Here is a 24063-nt window from a genome sequence, read left to right on the forward strand (position 1 = left end):
CGCGGCCGGGGGGACCGGCCTGTGGCGGGAGCGGGCCGTCGTGCCGGAAATTAGGTCACAGGGAGGCGGCGGCCCGCGGTGCCAGCGCGGGCAGGAGAACTGTGTCGAGAATGGTCTCCATCAGCCCCTCGGTGGCGTAAGTGCCGTAGAGGATGTCCTGCGCGAGCCAGGGGCCGAGCAGAATCTGGGGCGTCAGCCCGATGACCGGGTTGCCGGCCGCGATCTCACCTCTGGCCACCGCGCGGTCGAGCAACTGGGTCAGATTTTCCAGGATCGGATGGATCAGAATCTCGCGGACGACCTCCATCAGCCCCTCGTTCTCCGCGATGGCGGCGGACACCGACGCGAACATGTGATTGGCCGGGTCTCCGGCCGTCAGAGTGCTCACCACTCCCTGCAGATCTCCACGCAGACTGCCCGTGTCGATCTGCCCTATGTCACCACCGCGCTCGCTCTCGTGAGCCCTCCACGCCGAGACCACCAGCCGCGGCTTGCTCTCCCACTGCCGGTAGAGCGTCGCCGTGCTGCACTTCGCCTGCCGCGCGATCGCAGCCATCGTCACCCGGTCGTACCCGACCTCGCCGACCAGTTCCGCCGTCACCCGCAGCAGCTCACGCTCCCGCTCCGGAGTGAGTTTGCGGTAGCCCGACGCCACCGGCACCTCCGCCATAGCCGCACCCCATCATCCGTAACTGACATCCCTAGCTGACATCAGAACTGTAGCCACCCTCATCATCGAAAATCAAGTTTCCGAAAATTCGATTTCCCGAACGAGTCGGTGAGGACGAGGCCTGCTCCCGGGCCAGTGGGGTTGGGGTGCGGAGTGCAGAAGCTCTTCTCAGATGAGAATCCCTGCATCGCACCGCCGTGCTGGGCGGACTGCCATGATCGCCCTGGTCGTCGCGGGTGGCCTCAGCCTCATCGGCGTCGCTATCAGCAACGCCGCCACCGGCCGCCGCAGCCCCCGTACCGACGATCAGGTTGAAGCCTAAGACGAGGACGATCGACACCACGAGGACTCCCTGTACGGCGGGTACGTCACCGGCCTGGGCGGAGTCGTTGGCGAATCTGCCGAAGCCCTGCAGACCGAAGATCCACTCCGTCACGACGGAGGCGCCGACCAGGGACGGGAACTTCAGGCCCAGGGTGGCGAGCGTCGGCCCCAGGCCGTTGCGCAGCACAGGCCGAAGATCCGGCGGGGGCTCAACCCCCGTACCACCGCGCCCGTCACATAGTTCTCGGAGTAGGCGCCGATCAGACTCGTACGCAACTGGCGGGCGATGTCGGCGATGACGTCGAAGCTCAGCGCGAATGTCGCGACCGACAGACTCACGCCCAGGCCGAGGCCGATGAGGGTGGAGATGTCGGCGCCGTTGGTCCAGCTGGTGCCGAGCTGACCGTGCAGAACGCCGCCGAGCCAGTCCCCGTACTGGACCAGGAAGGGCCGGTGGAGGCCCCATTGGGCCTCCACCCGGGCGATCGCCTCGGGAGTCGCCTCCTTTCCGGAGCCGCCCTGACGTCCCCGCCATGACCGAGCCGTTGACGTCCCCCGGTGACGGGTTCCATCCACACCTTCCCGGAAGCTGTGGATGGGCCAGACGCACGTGGCCCCCGCGACCTCCTCCTCCGACCACCACCACGGGGAGTCCGAGACCGCCATCCATGTGGTCGGCGGACACCCGGAGTTCGTTTTCCTGGACGACTCGGGCGACGAGCCGGTGGAGGTACGGCTGCGCACCGCACCGGGCGACTACATCTTCGTCCCGCCGTTCGTGCCGCACCGGGAGGAGAACCCCGACCCGACCGAGGAAGCCGTGGTCGTCATCGCCCGCAGCACCCAGGAGGCGATCGTGGTGAACCTTCCCCGGCCGTACGCGCTGCCGGCGGATCAGTGACCCACCCGTCCTCGGACGGCGTGGGCCCGCTCGCGAGGTGAATGGTTCTCGTAAGCCATCGCAATGAGCATCGATGATGTTTAAAGTGTGTCTTTTCGCACACATTGAATGCTCGTTTGGTGTGGTGTTCAATCCCCGTATGAGCAACGCAGACCGGCACGGCATGATCGCCCAGGCCGTCAGGGAGTCGGGCAGGATCACGGTCCAGGAACTCGCGGACCTGACCGGCGCCTCGGAGATGACGATCCGGCGCGACCTCGACACGCTGTCCGCGCAAGGTGTCCTCGAACGCGTCCGCGGCGGTGCGCGCACCTTGCTGCTCAGGGGTGAGGAGCCGCCCTTCGCGCTGCGGGCTCACGAGGCCGTCGACGCCAAGCGCCGCATCGCCGCCGAGGTGGCCTCACTCATCGCCGACGGCGAGACCGTCCTCCTCGACAGCGGCACCACCTGCCTGCAGATCGCCCAGTTGCTACGCCGGCGGCCGGTCACGGTGATGTCACTGTCCCTGCAGGCCATCCAGGTACTCGACCAGGGTTTCGGTCCGTCCACGCTGATGGTCCCAGGTGGACGGCCCCGGGCCGCCGAGGGAGCCCTCACCGGCCCCCTCACCCTCGCCTCCCTGTCGGCACTGCGCTTCGACACCGCGATCATCGGCTGCTGCGGCCTGAGCGCGGCCGAGGGCCTGACCGCCTACGACCTCGACGACGCGGCGGTGAAGAAGGCCGCCATCGCCTCCAGCCGCCGCATCGTCGTCGCCACCGACGGCAGCAAACTCGGCCACACCGCCCACGCGCATGTCAGTCCCGCCACGCTCCTGCACACCCTCGTCACCGACGACACAGCATCCGCCGACGAAGTGGCCGCGCTCGAAGGCACCGGCATGGTCGTCAAGATCGTCTGACGATTGCGCGCGTCAGGGCGCTGAGCTGCTGGGCGAGGAACTTCAGGCGTACGGCACTGTGCCCGCCCTGCCGGGTCTCCAAGGCGTTCGCGAACTCACCGGCCATGCCGATGAGTTCACCCGGCCGTGCCGGGGGCCAGGGGGCCCCGCGCTCACCGGCCAAGATCTGTCGCAAGTCGGCCCATTAGGGTCGAGGGCATGACGTCACCCCTCGCCGGCAGTGCCTTCGACCTGCTCCGCCTCGACGCCGTGCCCGACCAGGAGGCGCTGCGCCGGGCCTACGAACTCCCCGGCGAGGCGGCCGTGCGCAAGCAGATGACCGAACTCACCGAACAGACCGAGCGGTTGATCGGCTGCTCATCGCTGGTCCTGGTCGCCAGCGCGGACGCCGAGGGCAACTGTGACGTCTCGCCGCGCGGCGGCCCCGCCGGGTTCGTCGCCGTCCTGGACACACGGACGGTGGCGATTCCGGACGCGACCGGCAACAAGCGGCTGGACACCCTGCAGAACGTCATCGCCACCGGACGGGCCGGGCTGCTGTTCGTCATCCCGGGGCGCACCACGACGCTCAGGGTGAACGGCCGGGCGTGCGTCTCCACCCGCCCGGAACTGCTGTCGCAGCTGACCGCCGTGGGCAAGCCGCCGGCCAGTGCGCTGGTGCTGGGTATCGAGGAGGTCTACCCGCACTGCCCCAAGTCGCTCCTGCGCAGCGGGGCCTGGAAGCCGGAGCAGTGGCTGCCGGCGGACGCCCAGCCGGCCTCGGCCGAGGTGACGCTGGCCCAGCTGCGGATGCCAGAGCTGACGATCGCCGACATCGAGCAGGCGGAGGCGGACGCGCTGAAATACCGGTACGAGTGACGGGCCGACCAGCGATCGCTGCCCACCGGCCCGCCGAGCCCCCGGACCGGCACGCAGCCCGTTACGCCTGGTCACTGTCATGCGCAGTGGGCGTGGACGTAGCGTGGCGGTGCGGCTCATGGTGGGTGATCCCGTGTGTCTGCCGCGGCGGGTTGCGGCCGCGATGCTGGGCGGAGTGCGGCGAAGGCGTGGATGACGGGAGCGAGCCGGTCGGGTGTGGTGCCGTGCAGGACCAGCTCGTCGGCGCCGGCGTCGAGGTAGTCCTGAAGCCGGGCGGCGCAGGTACGAGGGCTCCCGGTCGCGGTGGAATCGTCGAGCCAGGTTTCGGGTATCAAGTGGGCGGCCTCAGCGAGGTCGAGGGGGTCGAGGACGGCATCGGCGTACGTGTCGCCGAGTCGGACGATGTGGGGATGTCCGCGCAGTCGTCGAAACGCGTCCAGGTCCCAGCCGTTCGTCCGGACCAGCCGTTCTCCGCCGACGGGAGCCTGGAAGTAGGTCGCCGCCCGCCCCGCTATGACATCCCTGGCCTCAGGTGTCGGGTCGGCCGCGGTGAGGACGGTGGCGTAGATGCGCACGGCGTTCGGACCGCGGCCACAGGCTGTCGCGGTCCGGCGGACACGGGCGGCGATCCGTGCGACTGCCTGCGGCGTGGTGAACGCCGGCAGGAGCACACCGTCGAAGTGCTCTCCGGCGAGTCGCAGGGACTGCTCACCGATCCCGGCCAGGACGACACGGGGCGGAGGTGTGGCCGGCAGCTCCCGGAGCTGAAGCCTCGGGAAATCGCCTGCGGGGCCGTGGTAGGTCACCTCTTCGCCGTTCCACAGGCGGCGCAGCATGGTTACGGTGTCGACGACCATTCGTGCCGTGGCGGTCGGCGGCACACCGAGTCCGGACAGCCAACTGCCGCCGCGTCCGAGCCCGAGCAGAAAGCGGCCCGCGGTCAGCGACTGCACGGTGGCCGCGAGCGAGGCCAGCTGCAGAGGGTGCCGGGTCTGAAATGGGACAACTCCCGCGGCGATGCCGGGTCTTGTGGTGCATGCGGCCAGTGCGCCTGCGAGCGCGCCGACATCCTTCGTACCGAACTTCTCGGAGATCCACAGATTACTGAGCCCGAGTGCCTCTCCGGCCTGCGCCTGGGCGATGCCCGCCCGCGCGTCAGGCACGCGGCCGGACAGGATGTATGCCCCCAGCGGCAAGGCGGCGGGAGTGGAAGGGGTGTCGCTCACGGCATCCTGCCGTCGTGGTGCGCGCTTGCGCCGTCACGCCGCACGGCGAGCAGGGCCTGGAGGCAGAGCGCGGTGGTGACGGCGCGGCTCCCCCACACTCTGGCGTGGTTGTCGAGCCAGGGCACTGCCTCCCATGAGCCGTCAGGGAACTGGCTGCCGATCAGGAGCCGGCAGTCGTCAGGGGACACGGAGGTGCCGCCCGCGGTCAGGGCCAGCATGGCCAGGGCCCGGTTGAGAGGATCGGGTGCGGGTGCCTGCGCGAGGAAGCGTGCGGCCCGGGCGATCTCTTCTTCATGTCCGCCCAGGGCGGCGAGGTGGCGTACGGCGACGTAGGTGCTGTAGCAGGTTCCCACGTACCAGGATGCTCGCCAGAAGCCCATGGCCTGCTGCTGGTCGATCAGCCAGCGGGTGGCCGGGCCGACGAGCCGGCTCAGTGGCAGGGGTCCGATGTGCTGCTCGTACAGGTGGGTGGCGTGTGCGAGGTTGGCGACCACCTCGGCGTCGCGGCCGGTGTCGTTCCGGCCTCGGCCCCAGAGCCGGTTGGCCGCATCGCGTTCGCCGGGCACGTCGAGCAGCCAGGTGTTGACGACGCCGTCGTCCCATGCGTTGCGCGCGGCGAGAGCTGTGGCGGCTCGCACGACTGCGCTGTCGGCGCGGCCTGTGCGGATGAGGATACGCAGGACTTGGGCCAGGGTGTCGGCGTCGTGCGGTAGGGGATCGAAGCCGGGGAAGTACCGCCAGGAGACGCCGTCGCGTTGGGAGAGCAGCCAGGCGGTGTTGTCGTGGGCGAGTGGCTCGCATTCCTTGTAGCCGGCATCCACGGCGTCCAGGAGTGCCTCGGTGATGGTGGCCACATGGTAGACGGCGCCCACGCAGCGGAACTCGGCGAACCTCCCCGGCTCTGCTCCCGCCCCTGGCCGGGGCGGGGCCGACTGCTGCTGGTGGAGCTCGGTGAACTGCGCGGTGGAGTAGGTGCCCATGACGTGTGTGGCGTCCGGGTAGGACAGTTCGTGCTGTCCCGCCAGGTATTCCAGTGCCCGTTCAACGGCGGTGGCAACGGTCGAGGGCTTCATCAGGTCACGGCCTCCGGTGAGGTCGACACGGGTGGCTCCTCGCGGGAACGCACGGCCAGCGGAATGGGCCCCGGCATCGGGATGAGCGTGGTCACGATCCGGGCCGGTTCGTCGCACACCGGAACCAGGGTGTGCTGTTGGGCAAGGGTGGCGAGGAACACGGACGCCTCGGTGTGGGAGAACGGCCCCCCGACGCACCCTCGCGGGCCGGCGCCGAAGGGCATGTAGGCGTGGGGCGGGATCGTCTCGGCCCGGGCCGGCAGCCAGCGGTCCGGGTCGAAGCGCTCCGGATCCGGGAAGAGGGCCGGGTCGCGGTGCAGGGCGAAGATGGAGAACAGCACCATCGCATCGGCCGGGAGCCGGTAGCCGCCGAGATCGGCGTCGACGAGGGGACGGCGCATCAGCATCCAGGTGGTCGGGTAGAGGCGCAGGGTCTCCTTGACGACGCGATGGGTGTACTCCAGTCGGCCCAGATCCTCGTACCGCACCGGACGGCCCCGCAGGACGTCGTCGACCTCGTCCTGCATGCCGCGTTGCACAGCCGGGTGGGTGGCGAGCAGGTAGGCGGCCCAGCACATCGCGGCTGCCGTCGTCTCGCTGCCGGCGATGATCATGCTGGTGACCTCGTCGTAGACCTGTTCGTCCGTCATCGCCGCACCGGTGTCCGCGTCCACGGCCTGCAACAGCGATGTCAGCAGGTCCGGGCGCTGCCCGAGATCGAGCCGGTGCTGACGGATCATCCGGTGGATCACGGCTTGGAACCGCGGCAGCGCACGCTCGAACGCCCGGTTGGCCGGAGTCGGCAACCGGTCCAGGAAGTCGAACGGCGCCAGGGCGCGCTGGCCGAGCCCCCGCAGCAACACAGGGAGGGTCTCCTGGATCTCGGCCGTGGTCTCCCGGTCGAGGTCCGTGGAGAACAGGACCCGGCCGACGATGCCGAGCGCCAGCGGGAGGGTGACCTCGTCCATCCGGATCACTTCGCCGTCCGCCCATGCGCTCACCAACCCCTGGACCTGGTCCACCATGGTCCGGGTGTAGCCGGCGATCTCGGAGGCGTGGACCGCCGGCTGGATGAGTCGACGCTGCCGGGCGTGGAAGTCCCCCTCCGAAGTGAACAGGCCGTTGCGGGCCAGGACCTGCGCCTTCTGGAACATCACCCCTTTGTGGAACTTGCCGGCATCCGTCACCAGCATCTGGCGGATCAGATCGGGGTGGTTCACCACATACACCGTGCGCGGGCCCAGCTTGAAGGTGGCCACATCGCCGTAACCGCGGATCTGCTGCACAAACCCCAGCGGATCGCGGCGGATGTGAACGGCGCCGCCGATCAGCGGAACACGCGAACGCATGGCCTTCGGCACGCGGTGCTGGGCCGTCATCGACATGAACCTCTCTCCAATCTGCCAGGGATTCGGAACCGCCTCATGGCCGCCGGCGCTCCGACCGGGCCGGAGCCGAGGCGCCCAGCCGGACGGGGAGTGTGCTGACGCTGCGGATGTACGAGGTGCGTCCCCACGTCACCGGCCCATCCACCCGCAGGTCCGACAGGAGCGGGGAGATCTCGTCGAGGGTCACCTCGATCTCCATCGAGGCCAGATGCGCCCCGACGCAGCGGTGAATCCCCGTGCCGTAGGCCAGCACGGCGGAATCGCTACGGCGCCGTGATGAGGGATCGAAACGCGACGGATCGAACACTCCGGGATCCTGGAACGCCAGGGGGTCGTGGTTGGCGCCCGTGATCAGCCCGTAGATCCGCGAGCCCGCGGGGAGAACCTCACCCCCCAGTTCGATATCGCGTACGGCGACTCGCGGCATCGGGCTGTACATCGCCGGTGACTCGAATCGCATCAGTTCCTCGACGTACGCGGCTGCCGCGCCCGGGGATCCGGCGAGGCTGTCGACGTGCTCACGACGAACCAGAGTGCGCCACAGCGCCAAGGCGATGACGGAGGCGACAGTGGGCACTCCGCCCGCGAGGATGGTGAACACCATGGCGATGATGTCGTTCTGCGAAAGGCCGCCCTCGTCATCTCTCGTGTCGGCCAGTGCCGTGATCAGGTCGCTGCCTCCGCCGCCGCGCCGGCGCGCCACCAGGTCCACCACGAAGGCGTCCAGTTCCTGACTGCTGCGATCCGCGTCGGCCAGCCGGGCGTCGGTGATCGTCGGGTCGAACGGCTGCTCGATATGCCACACGCAGGTGTTCAGCCAGGAGACATCCTTCGGGGGCAGGTCCAGCAGCAGACTCATCAGGTGCGTGGGAAGATCCGTCGCCAGATGGTGCAGGTCCACCTGCTCTCCGGCGGTCAATCTCTCCGTGAGGTCTCGGACGCTGTCCGCCACGATCGCCCGGGTCCGCTCGCGGAGCGCGGACACTCGCGCGGGGGTGAAGTACCGCATGTAGACCTGGTGCAGGCGGGTGTGCTCGGGCGGATTCCGTAGCCCGATGGTGTCCGCCAGCCGGCGAACGCTCGGATGGTCTTCCATTGCCCCGGACCGGAGGACGCCGGCCGCCTCCACCCGGATGCGCTCTATCGGCGCCCGGAAAAGCCGGGAGACGTCCTCGTAGCGGCTGACCAGGTACTCGCCGTCCGCTCTCCGGTACACGGGGGCGTTGTCCCGGAGCCAGGCGGCCAGAGGCAGTGGATCCGCCATCACCACCGGGTCGGACAGCACGGTGTACACGTCCGACGAGGCCAGTACGGTCCGCCAGTCCCGACCGCCGTCGGGAGCCGATACGGCTGAGCGCGATTCGGCTGTTCCGCTCATGTCGCTCCTACCGTTCTCACATCGCGACAACGCGACGTGCACAAGGGTTGCGGGGGAAAGGGGTGGTGCCGATCTCCGACATCCTCACCGGGGCAGGCGAGCTGGGCCCCCGCCGAAGGAAACGTGCGTCGAAATGCGCCGGGGACCGAGGGGTCCTCATGTACTCCCGCAGGAGCCGCCATCACCAAGGGAATGGACTGCACGATCGGCCCCGCCGCCGCGGAGTAGATGACCGGCGTGTCCGGATTTTCCGGATACCGTTCCAGTCTGTCTCGCAGTGACGCTTTCAACTCCGGCGTCACCCGCAACGACGGCCGGCCCTCGATCTCCACGACCGCGTACTCGGCAGCGACCGCGTCGGAGGGGCGCTGCTCGGCCCCCAGGTAGAAACTGGCGCCCCCGGCCACCTCGGGGCGAGCGGCAAGCATCTCCGCCCCGTCCGTTGTGGCCGGAATGCCCAACGCCCAGATGCCGGCTGGCTCGTCGGCATCGCGACCGGCCTTGCCCTCGCTGTGGGCCAGAACTGACACCAGATCAACCGAGGTTAGACCGGCCAGAGTCCGAACCACCTCGGCACTCAGGCGCCCAGATCCCCAGACGGCCGCCCTGCAACAGTCGACGGGCTTCACGAGGGTCGCCTCACCGGGGGCTCGAAGCGAGTAGTTCACGCCAACTACCGTAACGAGCATGCCGCTTGTTTGAGAAGTGTCATTTCGCACACATTGAATGTTCGTTTGGTGTGGTGTTCAATCTCAGTACGAGCACCGCCGGCCGACACGGCACGACCGCAGGCGAATTCGATGACGAACTGTCACTCGAGGGGAGCGCGCATGCCCGTCATCACCACACCGCTGTCGCCGCACATCGGCCTGGAAGTTCATGGCCTCAACCTGGAGCGGGACATCGACGAGGCGACACGGCAGGCGCTGCTGGACGCCTGGACTCGCGGCGGCATCCTGCTGTTCCGCGGCTGCCGCTCGGCCGAGGCACACCTTCGGCTGAGCCGCTGCTTCGGCAAGCTCGAGTCTTCCGCGACGCCCGACCTCAACGTCGACAACAATCCCTATCTGATGGAGCTGAAATACGATCCCGAAAAGCGCAAGGGGCCCGGCCCCATGATGCGCGTCAACGGCGCCGAGCGCGCCGGCTGGCTGGGCTGGCATTGGGACCAGTCCTTCACGTCGGTGATCGCGCGCGGCGCGGTGCTGCGCATGATCGAGCCGGCGGCCATCGCCGGCGAGACCGGCTTCATCGACGGCATCGCCGCCTGGCAGCGCCTGCCGGTACAACTGCAGGAGCGCATCAGGGACTTCGAAGTGGTCTACCACTTCACACCGGAGATGGAAAAGAACCCCTACGGCTTTCCGACCGACCTGGTGAACCTGAAGACCGATCCTGAGAGCATGGCCGATCTCCGCAAGTACGACTTCCCGCCGGTGGTGCACCCGCTGGTCATCATCCACCCGGAGACCGGCCGCGAGGTGCTCAAGCTGTCGCCGATGCACGCCAAGCTCGTGCTCGGCATGGACCCGGCGCAAAGCGATTCCCTGCTGCACCAGTTGGCGGACCACCTCGTGGACGAGCGCTTCGCCTACTTCCACCAGTGGAGCGAGGACGACGTCATCGTCTGGGACAACTGGCGCGTGATCCACAGCGCCGCCGGCGTGCCCTTGGACGTGCGCCGACGCGCGCAGCGCACCACCCTGCTCGGCGACTACGGCCACGGCCGCTACCTCGACCCCGCGCCGGGCCGCGAGCCGCGCACGGCGACCATCGCCGACTGAGGCGGCGAGCGTATCCCCGGCGGCGGTGCCGATGCCCTGCCCGGTGAGCAGGCGTGTTCACCCGTACCAAGGCCCGGTCAGGTCAGCCCGTCTCCACCGACAGGTCACCCATTCGAAGAAACTGACCTCACGCCGGCACCACCGGTCGACTCGCGCCTTGTCGGCGCGCGGGAGGCCGTCGGTTCCTGACGGGAGCTGAGACGGCTCACGTCTGAGCCGGGCTTCCATGCACGTGAAGAGCACCCCGGCCCGCTCCGTGATGGCGCCGGGCTGGAAGCGGGCACTCACCTCGCAGAACGCCATGGCCACACACACAAGACCCACCACCATCGCCTGGAACTGCGGGCAGTCCGCGGCCTGGCCGGGGGTCAGGACGAAGACCAGCGGCAGGCCCGAGGCGTCGACCGCGGCGTGGACCTTGCTGCTCAGCCCGCCTCTGGACCGGCCGAGTCCGGCCGCTTTCGCCCGGTCCCGGCCCGACGCTCAGATTGTCGCTGTGGTGGTGGCCATCCGGGCCGCACGGGGCGGTGTCGGCAACCTCACGGGGCAGGATCTGTCCGCCCTGCGGCTAGGTCATCCACGGGGAGCCGTTGATGCCCTTCGCGGCCTGGGCTGGCAGATGGACAACGCGCTCTTCGACGGTGATCCGTCGACGCCGGTCCCGGTCACCGTTCCCGCCCTGACCCAGAAGAGTGATCACCCTCTGCCCTTCGGGAAAAGCACGCGCTCGCGGGTTTCCGGATGAACCACGCGGGCCTTGTCCGCCAAGCCGGTCAAGAAACTGTCCCCCCGCCGCACGGCTGGCCGGCCTGTTCCTCGCCGCACACAGCACCCCTGGGCTTCTCGGACAGATCCCGGCCGACCTTCCCGAAGCCTGCCGGGCCGCCTTGCCCGATCTCCTGCGGAAAGGCTTCCTCGCTGAGCTGTCCGAGGACCGCTGCCGCCTCGACCCCGTAGTACGCCACTTGTCGGGCATGCGCCGCCCCTCCGGAGAGGAGAAGGCGGCGGAGCCCCCCTGAGAGCGCAGGCAAGGCCGTACCCGCTTCAAATCGGGGGTTCCGGTTCAGCACAGATGCGTGGACCCAATGGAAGAGCTCGGCTACCCCTGTACTGCGACGGCACGTTGAGGCCGTCGAGTACTGCGCCCTGTGCGCTCTGCGTCCGGAGCGGGTCGCGGAGGCATTCATGGTCCCCAGTCGCCCCCAGTTCTGCTCCAAGACCACCGCGGTCAGAGGGAAGATGAGGCGCGGGCCGTTGTCCGCGTTCCGTTTGGAGTCGCGGATGTGGACTACGCCGGTCTGGGGACAGGCTTCGACGCAGTCGGTGCCTTGTTCGCTGCTGTAGGAGGACTTGAACCACTCGCCGTACGGGCGGCCGGTTTCGGTGTGGGTGTTGATGGTGATCAGGCCCCTCTCGTGCGTATCGTTCCAGCAGGGTGGGGGTCTCGTGGTCGGGCAGGGCGCCGCCGGCGAGGAAGTCGATGCGGCGGGCGAACTGTTTGACGACCCGCGGTTGCGATAGGACCTGCATGGTCCCGGTGACAGTGCTCATGGAGACGACCGGTCCGGGAAGATCTTTGCGGTCGAAGTCCAGGACCGTGAAACCACCGGAGGTCACCCGGTAGGCGGGGGCGGAGAACGGGATGATCCGCACGGTCACGTTGGGCAGTTTCGCCAGTTCGGCGATCTCCCGGTACTGGCCCCGCATGGTCTCGCCGTCCGCGACCACGTTCCGCAGCGCCGGCTCGTCCATCAGGCTGAACAGTTCGGCGCTGGCCTCAGTGATCAGCTTCTTGCGGTTCGCGCGCACTGCCACCGACCCATCGATGAAGTCGGTGGTGGTCTCGTCGGCGCCCTTCGCCGACTCCATCAGCGCACGGGCGTAGCGCTCGGTCTGCAGCAGTCCGTAGACGACGTTGGGGCACCACGGGCGCAAGATCCTCGCGCCCGACTCGAACCCGAGGTAGACGGGCATCCCGGAGGGAAGCACCGAGGTGTTCGGTGTCCACCAGTCGTCGCCCTTGGCGTTCTTGTACCAGTCGAGCAGCAGTTCCTGGCCCTCGAAGCCGACGCCGTAGGCGGACAGCAGGTCGGTGAACTGGGCGATGCGGCAGAAGCCGGTCGCCCCAGGCGCATTCGTTGCCGGAGAACGCCCATAGCCGGCGCGCGACGCCGGACATCGGCTCCTTGCGGTTCTTCTCGGAGCCGTTCGTCCGCTTGGCCACAACCCGCCCCATCCTTCGCCCTGACGACAACGCGCAGAGTAGTCCAGCCGGTTGAGGTGCGGCGCGCATGCTGGTTTTCCGGCTGCTACCAGCGCAGGGCCGGCCGGGGGCGGGGGTCGAGTTCGGCGTGCTCAGCGACGGCGACGAGGCGGTCGGCGGTCTCTTGGCCGACCGCCTCGACGAGGCAGTCGATGTTCGAGGCGATCAAGAGCCAGGAGCGCCGCGGCAGCAGGCTGAGGCGGGCGACGGCATCCGCCAGTGCTCCTGCTTCCAGGGCCATCATGGCCTGGACGTCGGCGGAGTCTGGTTTCAGCGGGATTGTGGCTTCGCGCACCAGGTCGATGGAGAGGGTCAGGTCGTCATGGACCGTGACGGCGGTGGTGTTCTCGATCATGCCGGGCTCGTAGCTGCGCGCGAGATCGTGGGCCTGGTGGACGGTGATGTTCTCCTCGCGGTAGCCGGCGGCGAGGAGACGGCGCAGCCCGGCGTAGGCGGCGTGGGACTTGCCTGACGACGTCCGCAGCCCGGTGCACGTCGCCGATCTGGCCGCCACCCTGCTGGAGTTGGCCTCGTGCGACGCGGCTGGCATGCACCATCTCGGCGGGCCCGACGCGCTGAGCCGTCACGACCTCGGCATCCTTATCGCCACGCGGGACGGCCTCGACGACGCCCGGTTGCCCACGGGCCTGCGGGCCCGCAGCACCCTTCCCGGCGCCCGCGACGTACCGCCTCGACAGCCGGGCGATGCGCGGTGCTCGGCAGTTCCTGCAGCGCACTGGCGTGACGCCCAGTTCGTCGGCTCATGAGCGAGCGGCCAGGTCCCATGAGGACCTGGCCGCGCTGCCGTTCGCGCAGGGGCGGCAGGATTCGAACCTGCGGCGCACGGGTTTGGAGTCCGCTGCTCTGGCCGAGCTGAGCTACGCCCCTTCGGTGGCTGGAGCCTGGCACGGCCGTAGTTCCCTCAGCCACCGAATCTCGGGCCGAGCACCGACGAAGGATCAGGTGCGGGGCGGGGAGGGCCTGCTGATCAGCATCGGTATGAGAATCGCCATGGTGTACCCCACGCCCGCGAAGAGCGTGATGCCGATGCGCAGCCCGAGGCCTTCACCGGCCGCACCGGTTCCCCAGACAATGCCCAGCCCGACGAGGAGGCACAGGATCCACCAGCCCATCAGCACGTTCCAGGCTCGCAGGTCCTTGCGGTACTCGCGCTCCTTGGCCGCCCGCGCATCGGGGGTGTCGCTCAGGATTCGGGAGTGCCAGGAGAGGTAGCCCATGCGCCGGTCGTGATCCATCTGCTCCCAGTCGGCCGGCCTCAGCGGGATCCGTATGCCGTGGCGCTCGAGGTAGGCGTGGCGCTGTTCGCTGCTCAGCTCGCGCCAGCCGGTGGGCGGCTGCCAGGCCATAAGGTCCCTGCTGGTCCTCAGCGTCATGGCGCGACACGGTACCGCGCCAGACCTCACCGCGCGCAGCTAAGACGCCTGGTCCTGCCATCGCTGAACGGCACCGGGGGAGAAGGGGTCGGTCGGAAGCGGTCGGAACGTGGATCCCTCAAGCACCTTGGTGGCGTACTGCCGTAGACGGTCTTCCTCTGCGCCGGTGAAGCCATGACCCAGCGCCCAGCCGCACAGCTTGTCGACGTTCCACCGGTAGCCCGCCTCGTGCAGTTTCAGCAGCGTGTGCAAGGCGAACGCCTTGTCGATGTGGCTGGCGAGGGCGTTGGCGTGGTTCACGTGCTGCCCCAGCTCGGTCATCGCCGCCTCGACCACCGGCTCCAGCAGCGGTTCGTCCGCCTCGGGGTGTACGGAGCCGTTGACCACGCTCACTGCACGGCGTGCGCGCAGCCACGCGGTCAGGAGGGGATCGGTGCCCCATGGAATGACGCAGATGGCTGTCGCCCGGCCCCGGAGGTCACTGGCGAGATCGCCCACGTTCTCCCGGGTTGGCCATGGTGCCAACACCGGGCCGCAGTCCCACCCCGACAGCGCGCCGCGCTTGGCGACGACGGCGTTCCGTACGTGCTGGGCCATCGGGTGTTGCTGGTAGTTCTGCAGCTGGGGGACCAGGACCAGCTTCTGGCCCGGTTGTTCCATGAGCCATTCGGCGCCGCGGATGCCTGCCTGGTCGGTCGTCCAGCCGGGTTCCTCGGGGGACCACGGCACGTAGTACAAAGGCGCACTGCTGGCGTTCACCACGATCGGGCTCCGTCCCTCGGTCTGTCTACATACGAGCTTGGCACCGGCACGTCGGTGTCCCGTCAACCAGTGCCCTACGCCATGAAGCGCATACGACACCACAGGCGACACCGCGGGGTTCACTCCTCCGGCCGATCGAGATTTTCGGGCCGATCGCGCCACACGGGGGTAAATCGGTGATGTTCACTTGTATGGTGAGTGACCGATGATCAGCAATCAGTGAGGGTCCTGGACGCTCGGGCAGGTCCAAGGGGGTGGTCGCGGTCAGTCCTTCACCGACCACAGGCCAGACGGCGGTACGAGTCCTGTTCATCCTGGATCGGCTGGGTGACCCTTGCGCCGACTGGCCGCAGGTACCCGCCACAGCCGTTCGGGCGATCCAGTCCCAGCGCAAGCTGCAGAAACTGGACTTCCTCGTACGGAACCCGGACTACCTCGCAAACCTGATCATCACCAGGTGGCAGGACGGCAGCCTGGCGGCGGAGCGGCTCCTCGACGCCCGCGCCGTCTTCGAAGACCGCGAGCCGGAACTGCACACCTACCGGATGCTCCGCAACGACCACGGAGCCTACGAAGCTCTCGACAACGCCCTGAGCGTGCTGCGCCACCTGGGACTCATCGCGGTACGGCGCGCAGGCCGAGTGTCCGACGAACGAGTCCGCCGCAGGGACTACTTCCTCCTCCAGGCTGGCGCGGACCAAGCCCAACGGCTGCGCGAGAGCGAAGAGGTCCTCGCCTGGTACGACCAGCAGACCGGCTACGTGGCGGCCGCGGTCGAGGGGATGACCGGAGCCCAGCTGAAGGAACAGCAATACGGACAGCCCGAGTACGCCACCACACCCGTGCGCCAGATGATCGGCGGCATCTCCGAGCGGGTCCGCGAGCGCCTGGACGAGGCGCTGGCCCAGGAGGGACTGGCATGACCACAGAGAGCAGCGGCCCGGGCCCGGTCGAGGTGTGGCTGGAGGAGATCGCGAAGGCGACCGGCCGAGAGCTGGACGACGTCAAGGCGGTCCTCGCCGAGCACGGCGTGCGTCCGCAGACCGCCCTGCCCAGGCCGCACTCGCTGAGCGTCACCGAGGTGGAGTTCGAGGGCGTGCGACCCGCTCCGGCCGGCGACCACGATGGCGGCGACGACCAGGAGGGCGAGCCCTTTCACTTCCACTGGAAGATGGGACCCGGAGTGTGGTGCCTGGCTTCGTCGGGCAAGAACGAGGCCGGCAAGTCCAGCGTGCTGGAGATCATCCTGTGGTGCCTGCGCGGCCGCAGTGCCCTCCAGCGCGACGTCCAGAGCTGGCTGCACCGGGTACGCACCGAGTTCGTCCTCGACGACGAGACCCTCGTCGTCGAGATGACCGTCAGCAACAGCAAACCTTCGGGGACCGTGGCCTCCAAGGACACCGGAGCGGTGCTCCTGACCTTCGACAACGCCGCCACCTTCGAAGAGCTGATGGACGCCTTCATGCTGGACCGGCTCGGCCTGGAGCCGCTGCGCACCCAGCAGAAGCGGCCCGAAGGAGTGGATGGACCGCCCCTGACCGGCGAGCTGTCCTGGCCGGCGTACGCCAGTGCCCTCCACATCAACCGTTCCGGCCTGGGCCACCTGCTGGGTAACGAGGCCCGTAACGCCTTGCCGACCCGGCTCCTTGAGCTCTTTCTGGGAGCACCCTGGGCCGCCACGATGGTGTCCGCCTCGGTCGCGCAGAAGATCGTCACGGCGCAGCTATCTGCCGCCAAGGCCCGCGCGCAGGCCGAGGCGGACGAGCGTAAGAGCAAAATCGACGAACTCGATCGCAGCCTCCAACGAGCCCAGGAGCGGCTGGACGCCCTTCCCGACCTCGGTCAGAGCGCCGCCGACCTGAACGGCGCATACCAGGATCTCGCGGCGGCGACCGAAGCGGCCGGCGCCGCGCAGCGCGAGCTCGCCGAAGCCCGCTCGCAGCACGACGAACTCGAACAGCAGCGCCAGAACCTGGCCGCTCTGGTCCACGCCGCGCACGAAGCCGCCCTCGCCAAGGCCTTCTTCCACACCCTGAAACCGACGGTGTGTCCCCGCTGCGATGCCCAGGTCACCCAGACCCAATGGGCCCGGGAAGACGAAGGCCACTGCTCCCTGTGCACCTCCGAACTGCACCCGTCCCCAACGCAGTACGACGGCACCTCAGCCGACGAAGACGGCCTCGACGACGTCGACGACGACCAGGAACTGCGCCAGACACTCGCCCAGGTCCAACAGGCCGTTGAGACGGCGGCCACCGTGCTGGCCGACAAGCAGGCCAGGGCGACCGCAGTCACTGCCGCACTCGGCCAGACCCGGAACGCCCTTCAGGAGGCGCTGGCCCGCCCGGCCACGGGCGATCGCCGAGCGGCCGAGCTCGAGGTCGCCCGGCTGAAGGGCGCCCTCGATGAACGTCGAGGACGCTTCGACGACCTCGGCGACCCGGCAGGACTCGCGCCGCTCCAACGGGACCAGGACATCCTCAAGGCGGCCGAGAAGGCTGCGCACACCCGCCGCACCCAGGCCCTGAAGGAGGTCATCCGAGCCGTCCAGACCGACATCGTGACGATGGGCCGCCAGCTCGGGCTGGAGATGCTCGAAGACGTCGAACTGGGCACGAGCGCCACCCTGAAGGTGTGGAAGGGCGGCCAGCATCAGTCGTACGGATCGCTCACCGAGGGCGAGCAGCTCCGGTTGAAGATCGTCACCACCACCGCGCTCCTGCGGCACGGCATCCGTACTGGCGTCGGCAGGCACCCGGGACTGCTCATCATCGACTCGCCCGGCGCCGAAGAAGTCGACCGCGGAGATCTGGAGCTGATGCTGGAAGGGCTCGTCCAGCTCACCGAGACGGCCCCACGGCTCCAGGTTGTCATCGCAACCGCTCGCGGCCAGGAGGTGGCCTCGGTCATTCCGGAAGACCAGCTACGCCTCGCGCCGGCCGGGGAACGCCTGTGGTGACCACCCCGTTTCGGCGGGTGTTCCAGGTACAGGCCCGGCCCCTATGCTCCACAGACGGCCGAGCGCAGTGAGGAGATGGTGACCGGTGTCCCCTGGCGCTCCCGATCCGCTGCAACCGCTGGTGGACGCCCAGCGCGCCGGCGGACCCACGCCGTCCCTCGTCGACCTCGGGGGTCTCGGCCACCTCCTGCAGGACACCGCCACCTTGCTCGACCACGACGAACTGCCCACGCTCGTCGCCCTGATGTGCGCCGACCACACCGCTATCCAGGACGACCAGGCCCGTGCGTTCCTCCTCACTGCCGCCGAGGTCCCTCAGGACCCGCTCCGCATGGAGGGCGTCATCACCTCCCTCCTCGGATGTCCCGAGGTTGTCCACGAACTCGGCGATGACTTGGCCGACATCTGGCTCGATGCCAGCCGCAGCCACACCGACCTCCTGGGCGGCATCGCCCTGGAAGGCACTGCCCGCGTCGTCTTGGCCGGCGCCGCCGCCGAATATGGCCTCCTGGACCGTCTGCGCCGCCTGAACCGGGAACGGGAACTTGCACGGATCGACGACGACTACGCCCTGCGCACCGTCAGAGTCGCCGGAGCCGTCGCCGAGCACTTCGACTCGCCCGCCCCCGGCCTCCTCCTGAGTCAGCTGGTCGAACGCGACGATGTCTCCGAGGACGCCGCCTTCGAACTCGGCATGCTCGCCCTGCGCCAAGCCCTGCACACCAACGACGCTGACCGCGCCCGCCCACTCCTTCTGGAAGCCCGTCTACACCTCAGCGACGCCCACCAGGACGAAAAACGACCCGACGCGGCCGCCTTCGGCACCGCCATCGACGCGATTCTCGCCTTCTCCGCCGGCGCTCCTCTCCCCGACGACGCCAGAAGCCAGCTCGACGAAGCCGTCCTGGAACTACGCCTCAACCTCCTGGGCCTGCCACCTGGGTGGCGCACTCCGCGGCTGGACACCCTCACCGCCTGGCAACACCTCCTCGACACCCTCACCCGCGCACAGCACGCGGACCGCCCCGGAGCCTGGCTCCACGCCGCCGCCGTGATCAGCGATCTCGTGGACGTCTACACCGCCCACCGGACGCTCGACCTGTTCGCCCCCTCCTCGACCCCGGCCAATCTCCAGCCGGGGCCTGTTGTACCAGCGGCCACGCACGGCCTTCATTCCCTCCTTGCTCCCCGAGTCGAGGCCACCCTCCTCGCGCACGAAGGCGGACTGGCCCTCCTGGACGAGTGGCTGGAAGAACTCGTCGAGGACCCTGGCCGCGACCAGGACCCGACCACCACGCTCGTTCGGGAACAGGCCGCCCGGCTCCGGCAGGCGCTGGACACCGGGGGTGGTGCCTCGTCCCCAAAACCTGACCGCCCGGCGGCGCAACTCGCCGGGCTCGGGCTCTCCGCAGCAGATACCGAGCGCCTGCAGAACCTGCTGGCAGACGTACCGGAGCTGAGTGAGCGGATCGCAGCGATGCTCGCCTCCCGGCAAGCCGCCCTGCCGGTCGACGAAGTGCCCATCGTCGCTACGGCGTTCCGCGACACCCACCGCCAACTGCAGGAGCAATGCCCGGACGGATACGTCGGGCAGTTCGCCGCTGACGTGGACCGCATGGTCCTGCACCTGCTCCGGTTCGTCGACCTGCGGCTGTCCGAGACACAGAAATACGGGGGACAAGCGCGGGCCTACCTCCGCCAACTCAAGAAGGACGAGGACAAACCCCGCGAAGCCGAACTCGGCCGCGACCTCCGCGACTTCCTGCGCGGCCAGGGCCTGCGGGTGCGCATGGAGGAAACCAACATCGGGGGCGGCCGCGTCGACATCGCCTGGCAGCCGCACACCGAACTCATCACCCTGGAGCTCAAGCGGGACTGGACCGACTCTTCCTGGGACGCGTACGCCAAGGCCTACGGGCCCCAGGCGATTTCGTACCAGGTCGCCGGCCCACCCGTGAACTTCCTCGTGGTCCTGGATCTCACCCCGAAGCCGCATGGTCTCGCGGCCATCCCGGCGTGCATCCAGGTCCGCACCATGCCCGGCCCCGCCGGCGACCCTCGTCCGCGCACCCTGATCATGGTCCGAGTTCAGGGCAACAAACGAGACCCCAGCGACGTGTAGCCGGTCATCGCCTCCGGCGTGCCCAGACCACCACGGGAGCGCCGATGCGGCCTGCCGCACGAGCTCGGTGATGGCCTGAGCGGTGGGCATCCGGCCACCAGGCACAGCACCCAGCCAGGCTCGCCGTCCCGTTCGTGGTGCAGATCCTGCAGAGCGGCCGCGCCCTGCGCCCACGTCTCTCCGGCCGGCTGGCCCAGCCCTGCTTCGGCCAACTGCGCGTGCGCTGCCCGCATCTCCCGCTCGCGGTCGGGCAGACCCTCCCCGACCGGAAGCCGGCCGGCATGCCCGGGGCCAGAACCCGCTCGCCGCCATCGGCTTTCCCCGCCCGCCCGAGGGCACGGACACACCGTGGGTGATCGCGGCCGACTCCCGGAGTGTGGACGTCGACGACGGATCGTGGGGCGCGGGCCGCCTGACGTGTTCGGGGCGCGGCGTGTGGAGGTGGCAGCCACTCCCCCGCTTCAGTCTCAACCAGGGCCGGTCGGCCGAGATCGGAACCTCCGGCCAGACGCCGGCACTGCGCCTGCGCGCCGTGGTGAACCTGCCCTGGGCCGGCACGGACCGGCCGGAGGTCACCAAACCCCGGCGCACTCTGCTCGAGCAGCAGCTGCCGCACAGCGCGGTGGCCGGCGCAGTGACGATGCTGTCCCTGCGCAGGGGCGCGCAGCTTCCCGCCGCTCGCTGGGAACGCGGCCCCTTCGGCAACTCGACCCGCTCCGTCGGCTACACGTGCACGCTCGCGGGATCGCACTGCGGCTCGGCGTTGAAGGCGTCCGTCATGCTCGCCCTGCCCACGACGATGGAGTCCACCGTGGTCGCCTGCGCGGACGTCCTGATCGAGAACCCGGAGGCGTGGGCGGCAGCCGTTGGCCCCAGCTGGGACACGCGGCTGGGTTTCGACGAGGTCCAGGCCGTGCTGCTGAGCACGTGGGAGACGGCCGCCGAGTTGCTGCCCGATGTCGTCGGTGACCCGGTGGGGCTGTCCTGGGCCGCCCCACCCACCACCGAACTGCGGATGACGTGCGACCGGCCGCCGACAACGGCGTCCTGCCCGCCCTGGGCTCGCTCGTCGATCTGGCGCCGCTCGGCGCCAACGACAGCGGCACCAGGTCGCAGATGGCCGTCACCATCACTGCGGCGCCGGCCATGGGCCACGCAGAACGCCAGAGCCTGCTGCGGGAGGCGCTGGTACACATGGCGCGCCAGTACGGGTACGTCGAAGCGGACGTGGACCTGCTGTAACCCCGGAGGTCCGGCGACGACCGTTCTGAGCGTCGGGCCGGGTCAGGAGCCGACAGGGGTAGGCGGCTTCAGCAGCGAGGTCGGAAGGTAGGCGGACCTGGTCTGCAGGTCCCAGCCATGCGCCTGCACGGCGAGTGCGGCCAAGGCGATCGCGCCAAAGGGAAGCAGACTCCCGGGCGCGGGATTCTCACCAAAGCCGACACGGTGCTGCGCCAGTCGTTCGTCCAAGGCCCGCTCGAAGGCGCTCTGATCGTCGCGGAGCAGGACGCGCAGCAGGCGCTGGTCGGGACTCACGGCGTGGACGGCGTCCAAGGCGAGAGCCGCGTCCAGTCGCTCGTCCGTCGATGGCTTGGTCAGCGTCACCTGTGGCCAGTCTCGGGGCAGGTGACCGCGGGCCGGGGTCAGGTAGCCGCACAGGGCGTCCATGTGTGCGAGGTCGTCCGGTTCGGAGATGGAGTCCCGGCCAGCGTGGGGCAGGCTGTCGCGCAGTGCGGGTGCGAAGTCGTTGCGCAGGAGCAGACCGATCACCCGTTCCCAGTCCCGCACCAGACCGCTGGCGACGCAGATGTCGAAGGCGTCGACCCATGTACGGGCAGTGACCGTGTCGGTCGCGTCGTGCATCTCGTCGTAGTCCAGCTCTTCGTTGGTCAGACGCGTCCCGGTCAGAGCCAAGGGGATCTCCCAGTCGCCTCTGGGGGTACAGCCCAGGTCCAGCACGCCCAGGCGGCATTCACCAGCGGTGACCAGGGCGACGCGGGTGCGCTCGTCATCGAGGTCGGGGTCCTGGATGGTGCGCGCTGCGACGTGGTCGAGCAGTTCGTGGCCGAGTTCCTCGAGCATCACGCGCATCGGGTAACCGCGTTGGTAGACGTCCTCAAAACGCTCCTGGACACGGTCCGCCTTGTCACCGAGGGCCTGGTCGAGGCGCTGCTGGTTCACGCGGTGGCGTAGCGCATGGCTGATCTCCATCCGTGAATCCTGCCAGGCACCACCGACAGCGCCGCTCTCGCGCTTTCCGTCCGGCGACCGCACTGCGCTGATGCCGGCGAGGATCCAGAAGAGCGCTCCGGACAGGCCCGGCCCTTCGCCGTCGCGGGCTCGGCGGCCGCAGACCATCGCGGCGACGTCCAGCGCGACGAAGGGCAGGAGGTCGAACGGGGCCTCCAGGCCCATCTGGTGGTGGCCGACCCGGCGCAGACCGGTGGCCGCGGCCGCGGCGATGACGACGGTGAGGATGTCCTCGACCCGGCGGCCACGGCGGTCGGCTGCCCCGGCGCGCTCGTCGTCGGTGAGGGCGTTCAGGGCAATGTGCCGCCAGCGCAGGGCGATCGCTGGCCCGAGGGTGAGGACGAGCGCCCCGAGGACGAACTGCCAGCTGCCGAGAAGTTCGGCTGCGGCCGCGACGTGTTCGGCAACCGGGCGGAGTTCGACCCGAAGGTCCTCGCAGCCAATCCGGAGCTGTGGCAGCTGCTCGGGGAGGGTGCGCGCCGCTCTCGGGAGACCGGCGCGCTGGTCAGCGGATGGCCCGAGGTGGAGGCCATGTCAGCCAGGTACGGAACGGACGCTTGACCCACGAGTCTGGATGGGCTGCGAAATACCTGTTCCACGCCGATGAGGGCCGTGAACAGCGGTATCCCGGCGGCGGGGACCTCAGGCAGAAGCCGAACTTTCGCCCTGGGGGCGCCCAGGGGTCACTCCTCGCTAAGCTCCATCAGCTGCTCCGCCGAAGTTTTGTTGCCCTGGTCCGCAAGGCGTTGCAGTTCGTCCAGGTCTTCATGCTCGGCGGCCGTTTCGATGAGCTGGTCGGTTGCCGTGGCACTGCCACCATCGGACAGCCGGCGCAGCTCCGCCAGATCACCGTGCTCGGGCGAGCCTGGGCCAAAGCAAGGGGCAGGTATCCAAGATCGGCGGCAAGGTCGTTGATCTGGTCGTTTGGCTCGTGGCGGTCGTGCGCGGCAAGTACGGCGGTGAATTAGGCGGCGGCATCCTGGGGGGGGGTGTGAACAAGCCCACGGTCACCCGGCGCCGCCCCACTCCGGTCAAGGCGGCCTCGCGGCGGCGCGTGGTGACCAGGGCACGGCCGTGGCGGCTGGTGGGCGGCCACAAGCCGTGCATATCTGCGGGATTCGCGACGTCGTCCAGTACGACCAACCACCGACACGGCTTCTGGCCGTCTTTGGGCTCCGGCCAGGCCAGGAACGCCCGCGCGCTCTCCTCCGGTTCCCTGGGATCGGCGCCAAGGACCTCCACGCCTGCCTGCGCGTACCCGGCCGTGATTGCTGAGCGGCTGCTCGCGCTAATCCACACCAGTATGTCGACCCCGCCGCTGTCCCAGGCGGTGCGCGCATAGTCGGCGGCCAGCTGGGTCTTGCCCACCCCGCCGGTTCCGGTCAGTACCTTGCTGAGCATGGCAGGGCCCCCCACTGTCGATCGCTGTCCGCAGATGGACTGCCTCGGCCCGGTGCTAGAAGGACAGGGCCCGGGGCGGGAGCACGCCGACTTGGTGCGGCCAGGCGGCGGGTGTGCGCGGGGCGGCCTGCTGTACGAGGGTGAAGCTGTCGATCGCCAGGTGCCCGGTGTTGGCCAGGCCGCCCTCGCTGGCGGTGGCGGCGAGGTCTGCCAGCCGCTCGGCGGCCCCGGCCTGTCCGAGTGACGGTCCGAGGTGAGCTGCTCGGCGATGACCGCGCAGGGCTGTTGGAAACGGCGTAATAGCCTGTTGGGGTTGCTGGCTTCGCCGGCGCGGGCCGATGGCCATGGGATAGCACCTGTTCGGTCACACGTCAGTGGATTCCTCTGCGAGACGGCTCATCTGAGAGAC

The 24063-nt window shown here is 69.1% G+C and carries 22 protein-coding genes, 1 tRNA gene and 4 pseudogenes; 11 read left to right on the plus strand and 16 right to left on the minus strand.

Translation table 11 applies throughout. The annotated features are described in order from the left end of the window. Nucleotides 1-55 precede the first annotated feature (55 nt). Nucleotides 56-670, minus strand: a complete 615-nt coding sequence (locus ACFT9I_RS01480) for a TetR/AcrR family transcriptional regulator (RefSeq protein ID WP_382559212.1) — start codon at nt 668-670, stop codon at nt 56-58. A 301-nt stretch (nt 671-971) separates the two neighbouring features. Next, nucleotides 972-1504 (minus strand): annotated as a pseudogene (locus ACFT9I_RS01485) (ABC transporter permease); the annotation flags it as partial. Nucleotides 1505-1574: 70 nt separating this feature from the next. On the opposite strand from ACFT9I_RS01485, the pseudogene ACFT9I_RS01490 reads away from it, so the two are divergent. Continuing rightward, nucleotides 1575-1895: pseudogene (locus ACFT9I_RS01490) on the plus strand (cupin domain-containing protein); the annotation flags it as partial. Between the two features lie 139 nt (nt 1896-2034). After that, nucleotides 2035-2796, plus strand: coding sequence for a DeoR/GlpR family DNA-binding transcription regulator (locus ACFT9I_RS01495; protein ID WP_382559214.1), 762 nt, complete (start codon nt 2035-2037; stop codon nt 2794-2796). On the opposite strand, the gene ACFT9I_RS01500 is transcribed toward ACFT9I_RS01495, so the two are convergent. Next, nucleotides 2783-2971, minus strand: a complete 189-nt coding sequence (locus ACFT9I_RS01500; protein ID WP_382559216.1) for a hypothetical protein — start codon at nt 2969-2971, stop codon at nt 2783-2785. The two genes, ACFT9I_RS01495 and ACFT9I_RS01500, sit on opposite strands and share 14 nt — an antisense overlap. 23 nt (nt 2972-2994) lie before the next feature. Between ACFT9I_RS01500 and ACFT9I_RS01505 the strand changes: the two genes are divergently transcribed. Next, a complete protein-coding gene (locus ACFT9I_RS01505) occupies nt 2995-3654 on the plus strand; it encodes an MSMEG_1061 family FMN-dependent PPOX-type flavoprotein (RefSeq protein WP_382559218.1) in 660 nt (219 codons plus the stop codon). Between the two features lie 116 nt (nt 3655-3770). On the opposite strand, the gene ACFT9I_RS01510 is transcribed toward ACFT9I_RS01505, so the two are convergent. From ACFT9I_RS01510 to ACFT9I_RS01530, 5 genes are read right to left on the minus strand one after another with little or no spacing between them, the layout of a single operon-like run. After that, nucleotides 3771-4880 (minus strand): TIGR03857 family LLM class F420-dependent oxidoreductase, encoded by a 1110-nt coding sequence (locus ACFT9I_RS01510; protein ID WP_382559220.1) that lies wholly within the window; start codon nt 4878-4880, stop codon nt 3771-3773. Further along, nucleotides 4877-5953, minus strand: coding sequence for a hypothetical protein (locus ACFT9I_RS01515; RefSeq protein ID WP_382559222.1), 1077 nt, complete (start codon nt 5951-5953; stop codon nt 4877-4879). The genes ACFT9I_RS01510 and ACFT9I_RS01515 overlap by 4 nt, the downstream gene beginning before the upstream one ends. Beyond that, nucleotides 5953-7332 (minus strand): cytochrome P450, encoded by a 1380-nt coding sequence (locus ACFT9I_RS01520; protein WP_382559224.1) that lies wholly within the window; start codon nt 7330-7332, stop codon nt 5953-5955. Before ACFT9I_RS01520 ends, ACFT9I_RS01515 begins: the two co-directional genes overlap by 1 nt. Before the next feature lie 43 nt (nt 7333-7375). Further along, nucleotides 7376-8719 (minus strand): cytochrome P450, encoded by a 1344-nt coding sequence (locus ACFT9I_RS01525; RefSeq protein WP_382559226.1) that lies wholly within the window; start codon nt 8717-8719, stop codon nt 7376-7378. Next, nucleotides 8716-9387 carry a hypothetical protein gene (locus ACFT9I_RS01530; protein ID WP_382559228.1) on the minus strand — a complete coding sequence of 224 codons (672 nt, stop codon included), beginning with the start codon at nt 9385-9387 and terminating at the stop codon, nt 8716-8718. The genes ACFT9I_RS01525 and ACFT9I_RS01530 overlap by 4 nt, the downstream gene beginning before the upstream one ends. Nucleotides 9388-9549: 162 nt before the next feature. Between ACFT9I_RS01530 and ACFT9I_RS01535 the strand changes: the two genes are divergently transcribed. Then, entirely contained in the window at nt 9550-10503 is a 954-nt protein-coding gene (locus ACFT9I_RS01535; RefSeq protein ID WP_382559230.1) for a TauD/TfdA dioxygenase family protein, read from the plus strand. 226 nt (nt 10504-10729) lie between these two features. Then, on the plus strand, nt 10730-11248 hold the full coding sequence (locus ACFT9I_RS01540) for a hypothetical protein (protein ID WP_382559232.1): 519 nt from the start codon (nt 10730-10732) through the stop codon (nt 11246-11248). A gap of 28 nt (nt 11249-11276) precedes the next feature. On the opposite strand, the gene ACFT9I_RS01545 is transcribed toward ACFT9I_RS01540, so the two are convergent. The 3 genes and pseudogenes from ACFT9I_RS01545 to ACFT9I_RS01555 all read right to left on the minus strand — a co-directional run bounded on the left by ACFT9I_RS01545 (nt 11277) and on the right by ACFT9I_RS01555 (nt 13316). Continuing rightward, on the minus strand, nt 11277-12047 hold the full coding sequence (locus ACFT9I_RS01545; protein ID WP_382559608.1) for a DUF397 domain-containing protein: 771 nt from the start codon (nt 12045-12047) through the stop codon (nt 11277-11279). Then, nucleotides 11938-12477 (minus strand): annotated as a pseudogene (locus tag ACFT9I_RS01550) (DUF5753 domain-containing protein); the annotation flags it as partial. The pseudogene ACFT9I_RS01550 and the gene ACFT9I_RS01545, both read right to left, overlap by 110 nt. A gap of 335 nt (nt 12478-12812) precedes the next feature. Continuing rightward, nucleotides 12813-13316, minus strand: coding sequence for a hypothetical protein (locus ACFT9I_RS01555; protein ID WP_382559234.1), 504 nt, complete (start codon nt 13314-13316; stop codon nt 12813-12815). On the opposite strand from ACFT9I_RS01555, the pseudogene ACFT9I_RS01560 reads away from it, so the two are divergent. Further along, nucleotides 13237-13495 (plus strand): annotated as a pseudogene (locus ACFT9I_RS01560) (dTDP-4-dehydrorhamnose reductase); the annotation flags it as partial. The gene ACFT9I_RS01555 and the pseudogene ACFT9I_RS01560 sit on opposite strands and share 80 nt — an antisense overlap. 84 nt (nt 13496-13579) lie before the next feature. On the opposite strand, the gene ACFT9I_RS01565 reads toward ACFT9I_RS01560, so the two are convergent. The 3 genes from ACFT9I_RS01565 to ACFT9I_RS01575 form a co-directional block, all read right to left on the minus strand. Beyond that, nucleotides 13580-13654, minus strand: a tRNA-Trp gene (locus ACFT9I_RS01565). Nucleotides 13655-13725: 71 nt separating this feature from the next. Continuing rightward, nucleotides 13726-14160: a hypothetical protein gene (locus ACFT9I_RS01570; protein WP_382559236.1), complete on the minus strand. Its 435-nt coding sequence runs from the start codon at nt 14158-14160 to the stop codon at nt 13726-13728. 39 nt (nt 14161-14199) lie between these two features. Further along, on the minus strand, nt 14200-14919 hold the full coding sequence (locus ACFT9I_RS01575; RefSeq protein ID WP_382559237.1) for a hypothetical protein: 720 nt from the start codon (nt 14917-14919) through the stop codon (nt 14200-14202). A gap of 257 nt (nt 14920-15176) precedes the next feature. Here ACFT9I_RS01575 and ACFT9I_RS01580 point away from each other — a divergent pair, with 257 nt between their 5' ends. The 4 genes from ACFT9I_RS01580 (at nt 15177) to ACFT9I_RS01595 (ending at nt 21336) form a co-directional block, all read left to right on the plus strand. Beyond that, nucleotides 15177-15845 (plus strand): hypothetical protein, encoded by a 669-nt coding sequence (locus ACFT9I_RS01580; RefSeq protein ID WP_364536456.1) that lies wholly within the window; start codon nt 15177-15179, stop codon nt 15843-15845. Next, nucleotides 15842-17881 (plus strand): hypothetical protein, encoded by a 2040-nt coding sequence (locus ACFT9I_RS01585; protein WP_382559239.1) that lies wholly within the window; start codon nt 15842-15844, stop codon nt 17879-17881. Before ACFT9I_RS01580 ends, ACFT9I_RS01585 begins: the two co-directional genes overlap by 4 nt. Nucleotides 17882-17966: 85 nt before the next feature. Next, on the plus strand, nt 17967-20003 hold the full coding sequence (locus tag ACFT9I_RS01590) for a hypothetical protein (RefSeq protein WP_382559241.1): 2037 nt from the start codon (nt 17967-17969) through the stop codon (nt 20001-20003). A 352-nt stretch (nt 20004-20355) separates the two neighbouring features. Continuing rightward, nucleotides 20356-21336 (plus strand): hypothetical protein, encoded by a 981-nt coding sequence (locus ACFT9I_RS01595; RefSeq protein ID WP_382559242.1) that lies wholly within the window; start codon nt 20356-20358, stop codon nt 21334-21336. On the opposite strand, the gene ACFT9I_RS01600 is transcribed toward ACFT9I_RS01595, so the two are convergent. Further along, entirely contained in the window at nt 21288-22418 is a 1131-nt protein-coding gene (locus ACFT9I_RS01600; RefSeq protein ID WP_382559244.1) for an immunity 49 family protein, read from the minus strand. The two genes, ACFT9I_RS01595 and ACFT9I_RS01600, sit on opposite strands and share 49 nt — an antisense overlap. A 6-nt stretch (nt 22419-22424) precedes the next feature. Here ACFT9I_RS01600 and ACFT9I_RS01605 point away from each other — a divergent pair, with 6 nt between their 5' ends. After that, nucleotides 22425-22814 carry a hypothetical protein gene (locus tag ACFT9I_RS01605; protein WP_382559246.1) on the plus strand — a complete coding sequence of 130 codons (390 nt, stop codon included), beginning with the start codon at nt 22425-22427 and terminating at the stop codon, nt 22812-22814. 285 nt (nt 22815-23099) lie between these two features. Here the strand turns inward: ACFT9I_RS01605 and ACFT9I_RS01610 are convergent, their stop codons facing one another. After that, entirely contained in the window at nt 23100-23654 is a 555-nt protein-coding gene (locus ACFT9I_RS01610) for an NB-ARC domain-containing protein (protein WP_382559248.1), read from the minus strand. Nucleotides 23655-24063: the final 409 nt, after the last annotated feature.

The organism is Streptomyces sp. NPDC057137 (assembly GCF_042670825.1).
Taxonomy (GTDB): domain Bacteria; phylum Actinomycetota; class Actinomycetes; order Streptomycetales; family Streptomycetaceae; genus Streptomyces.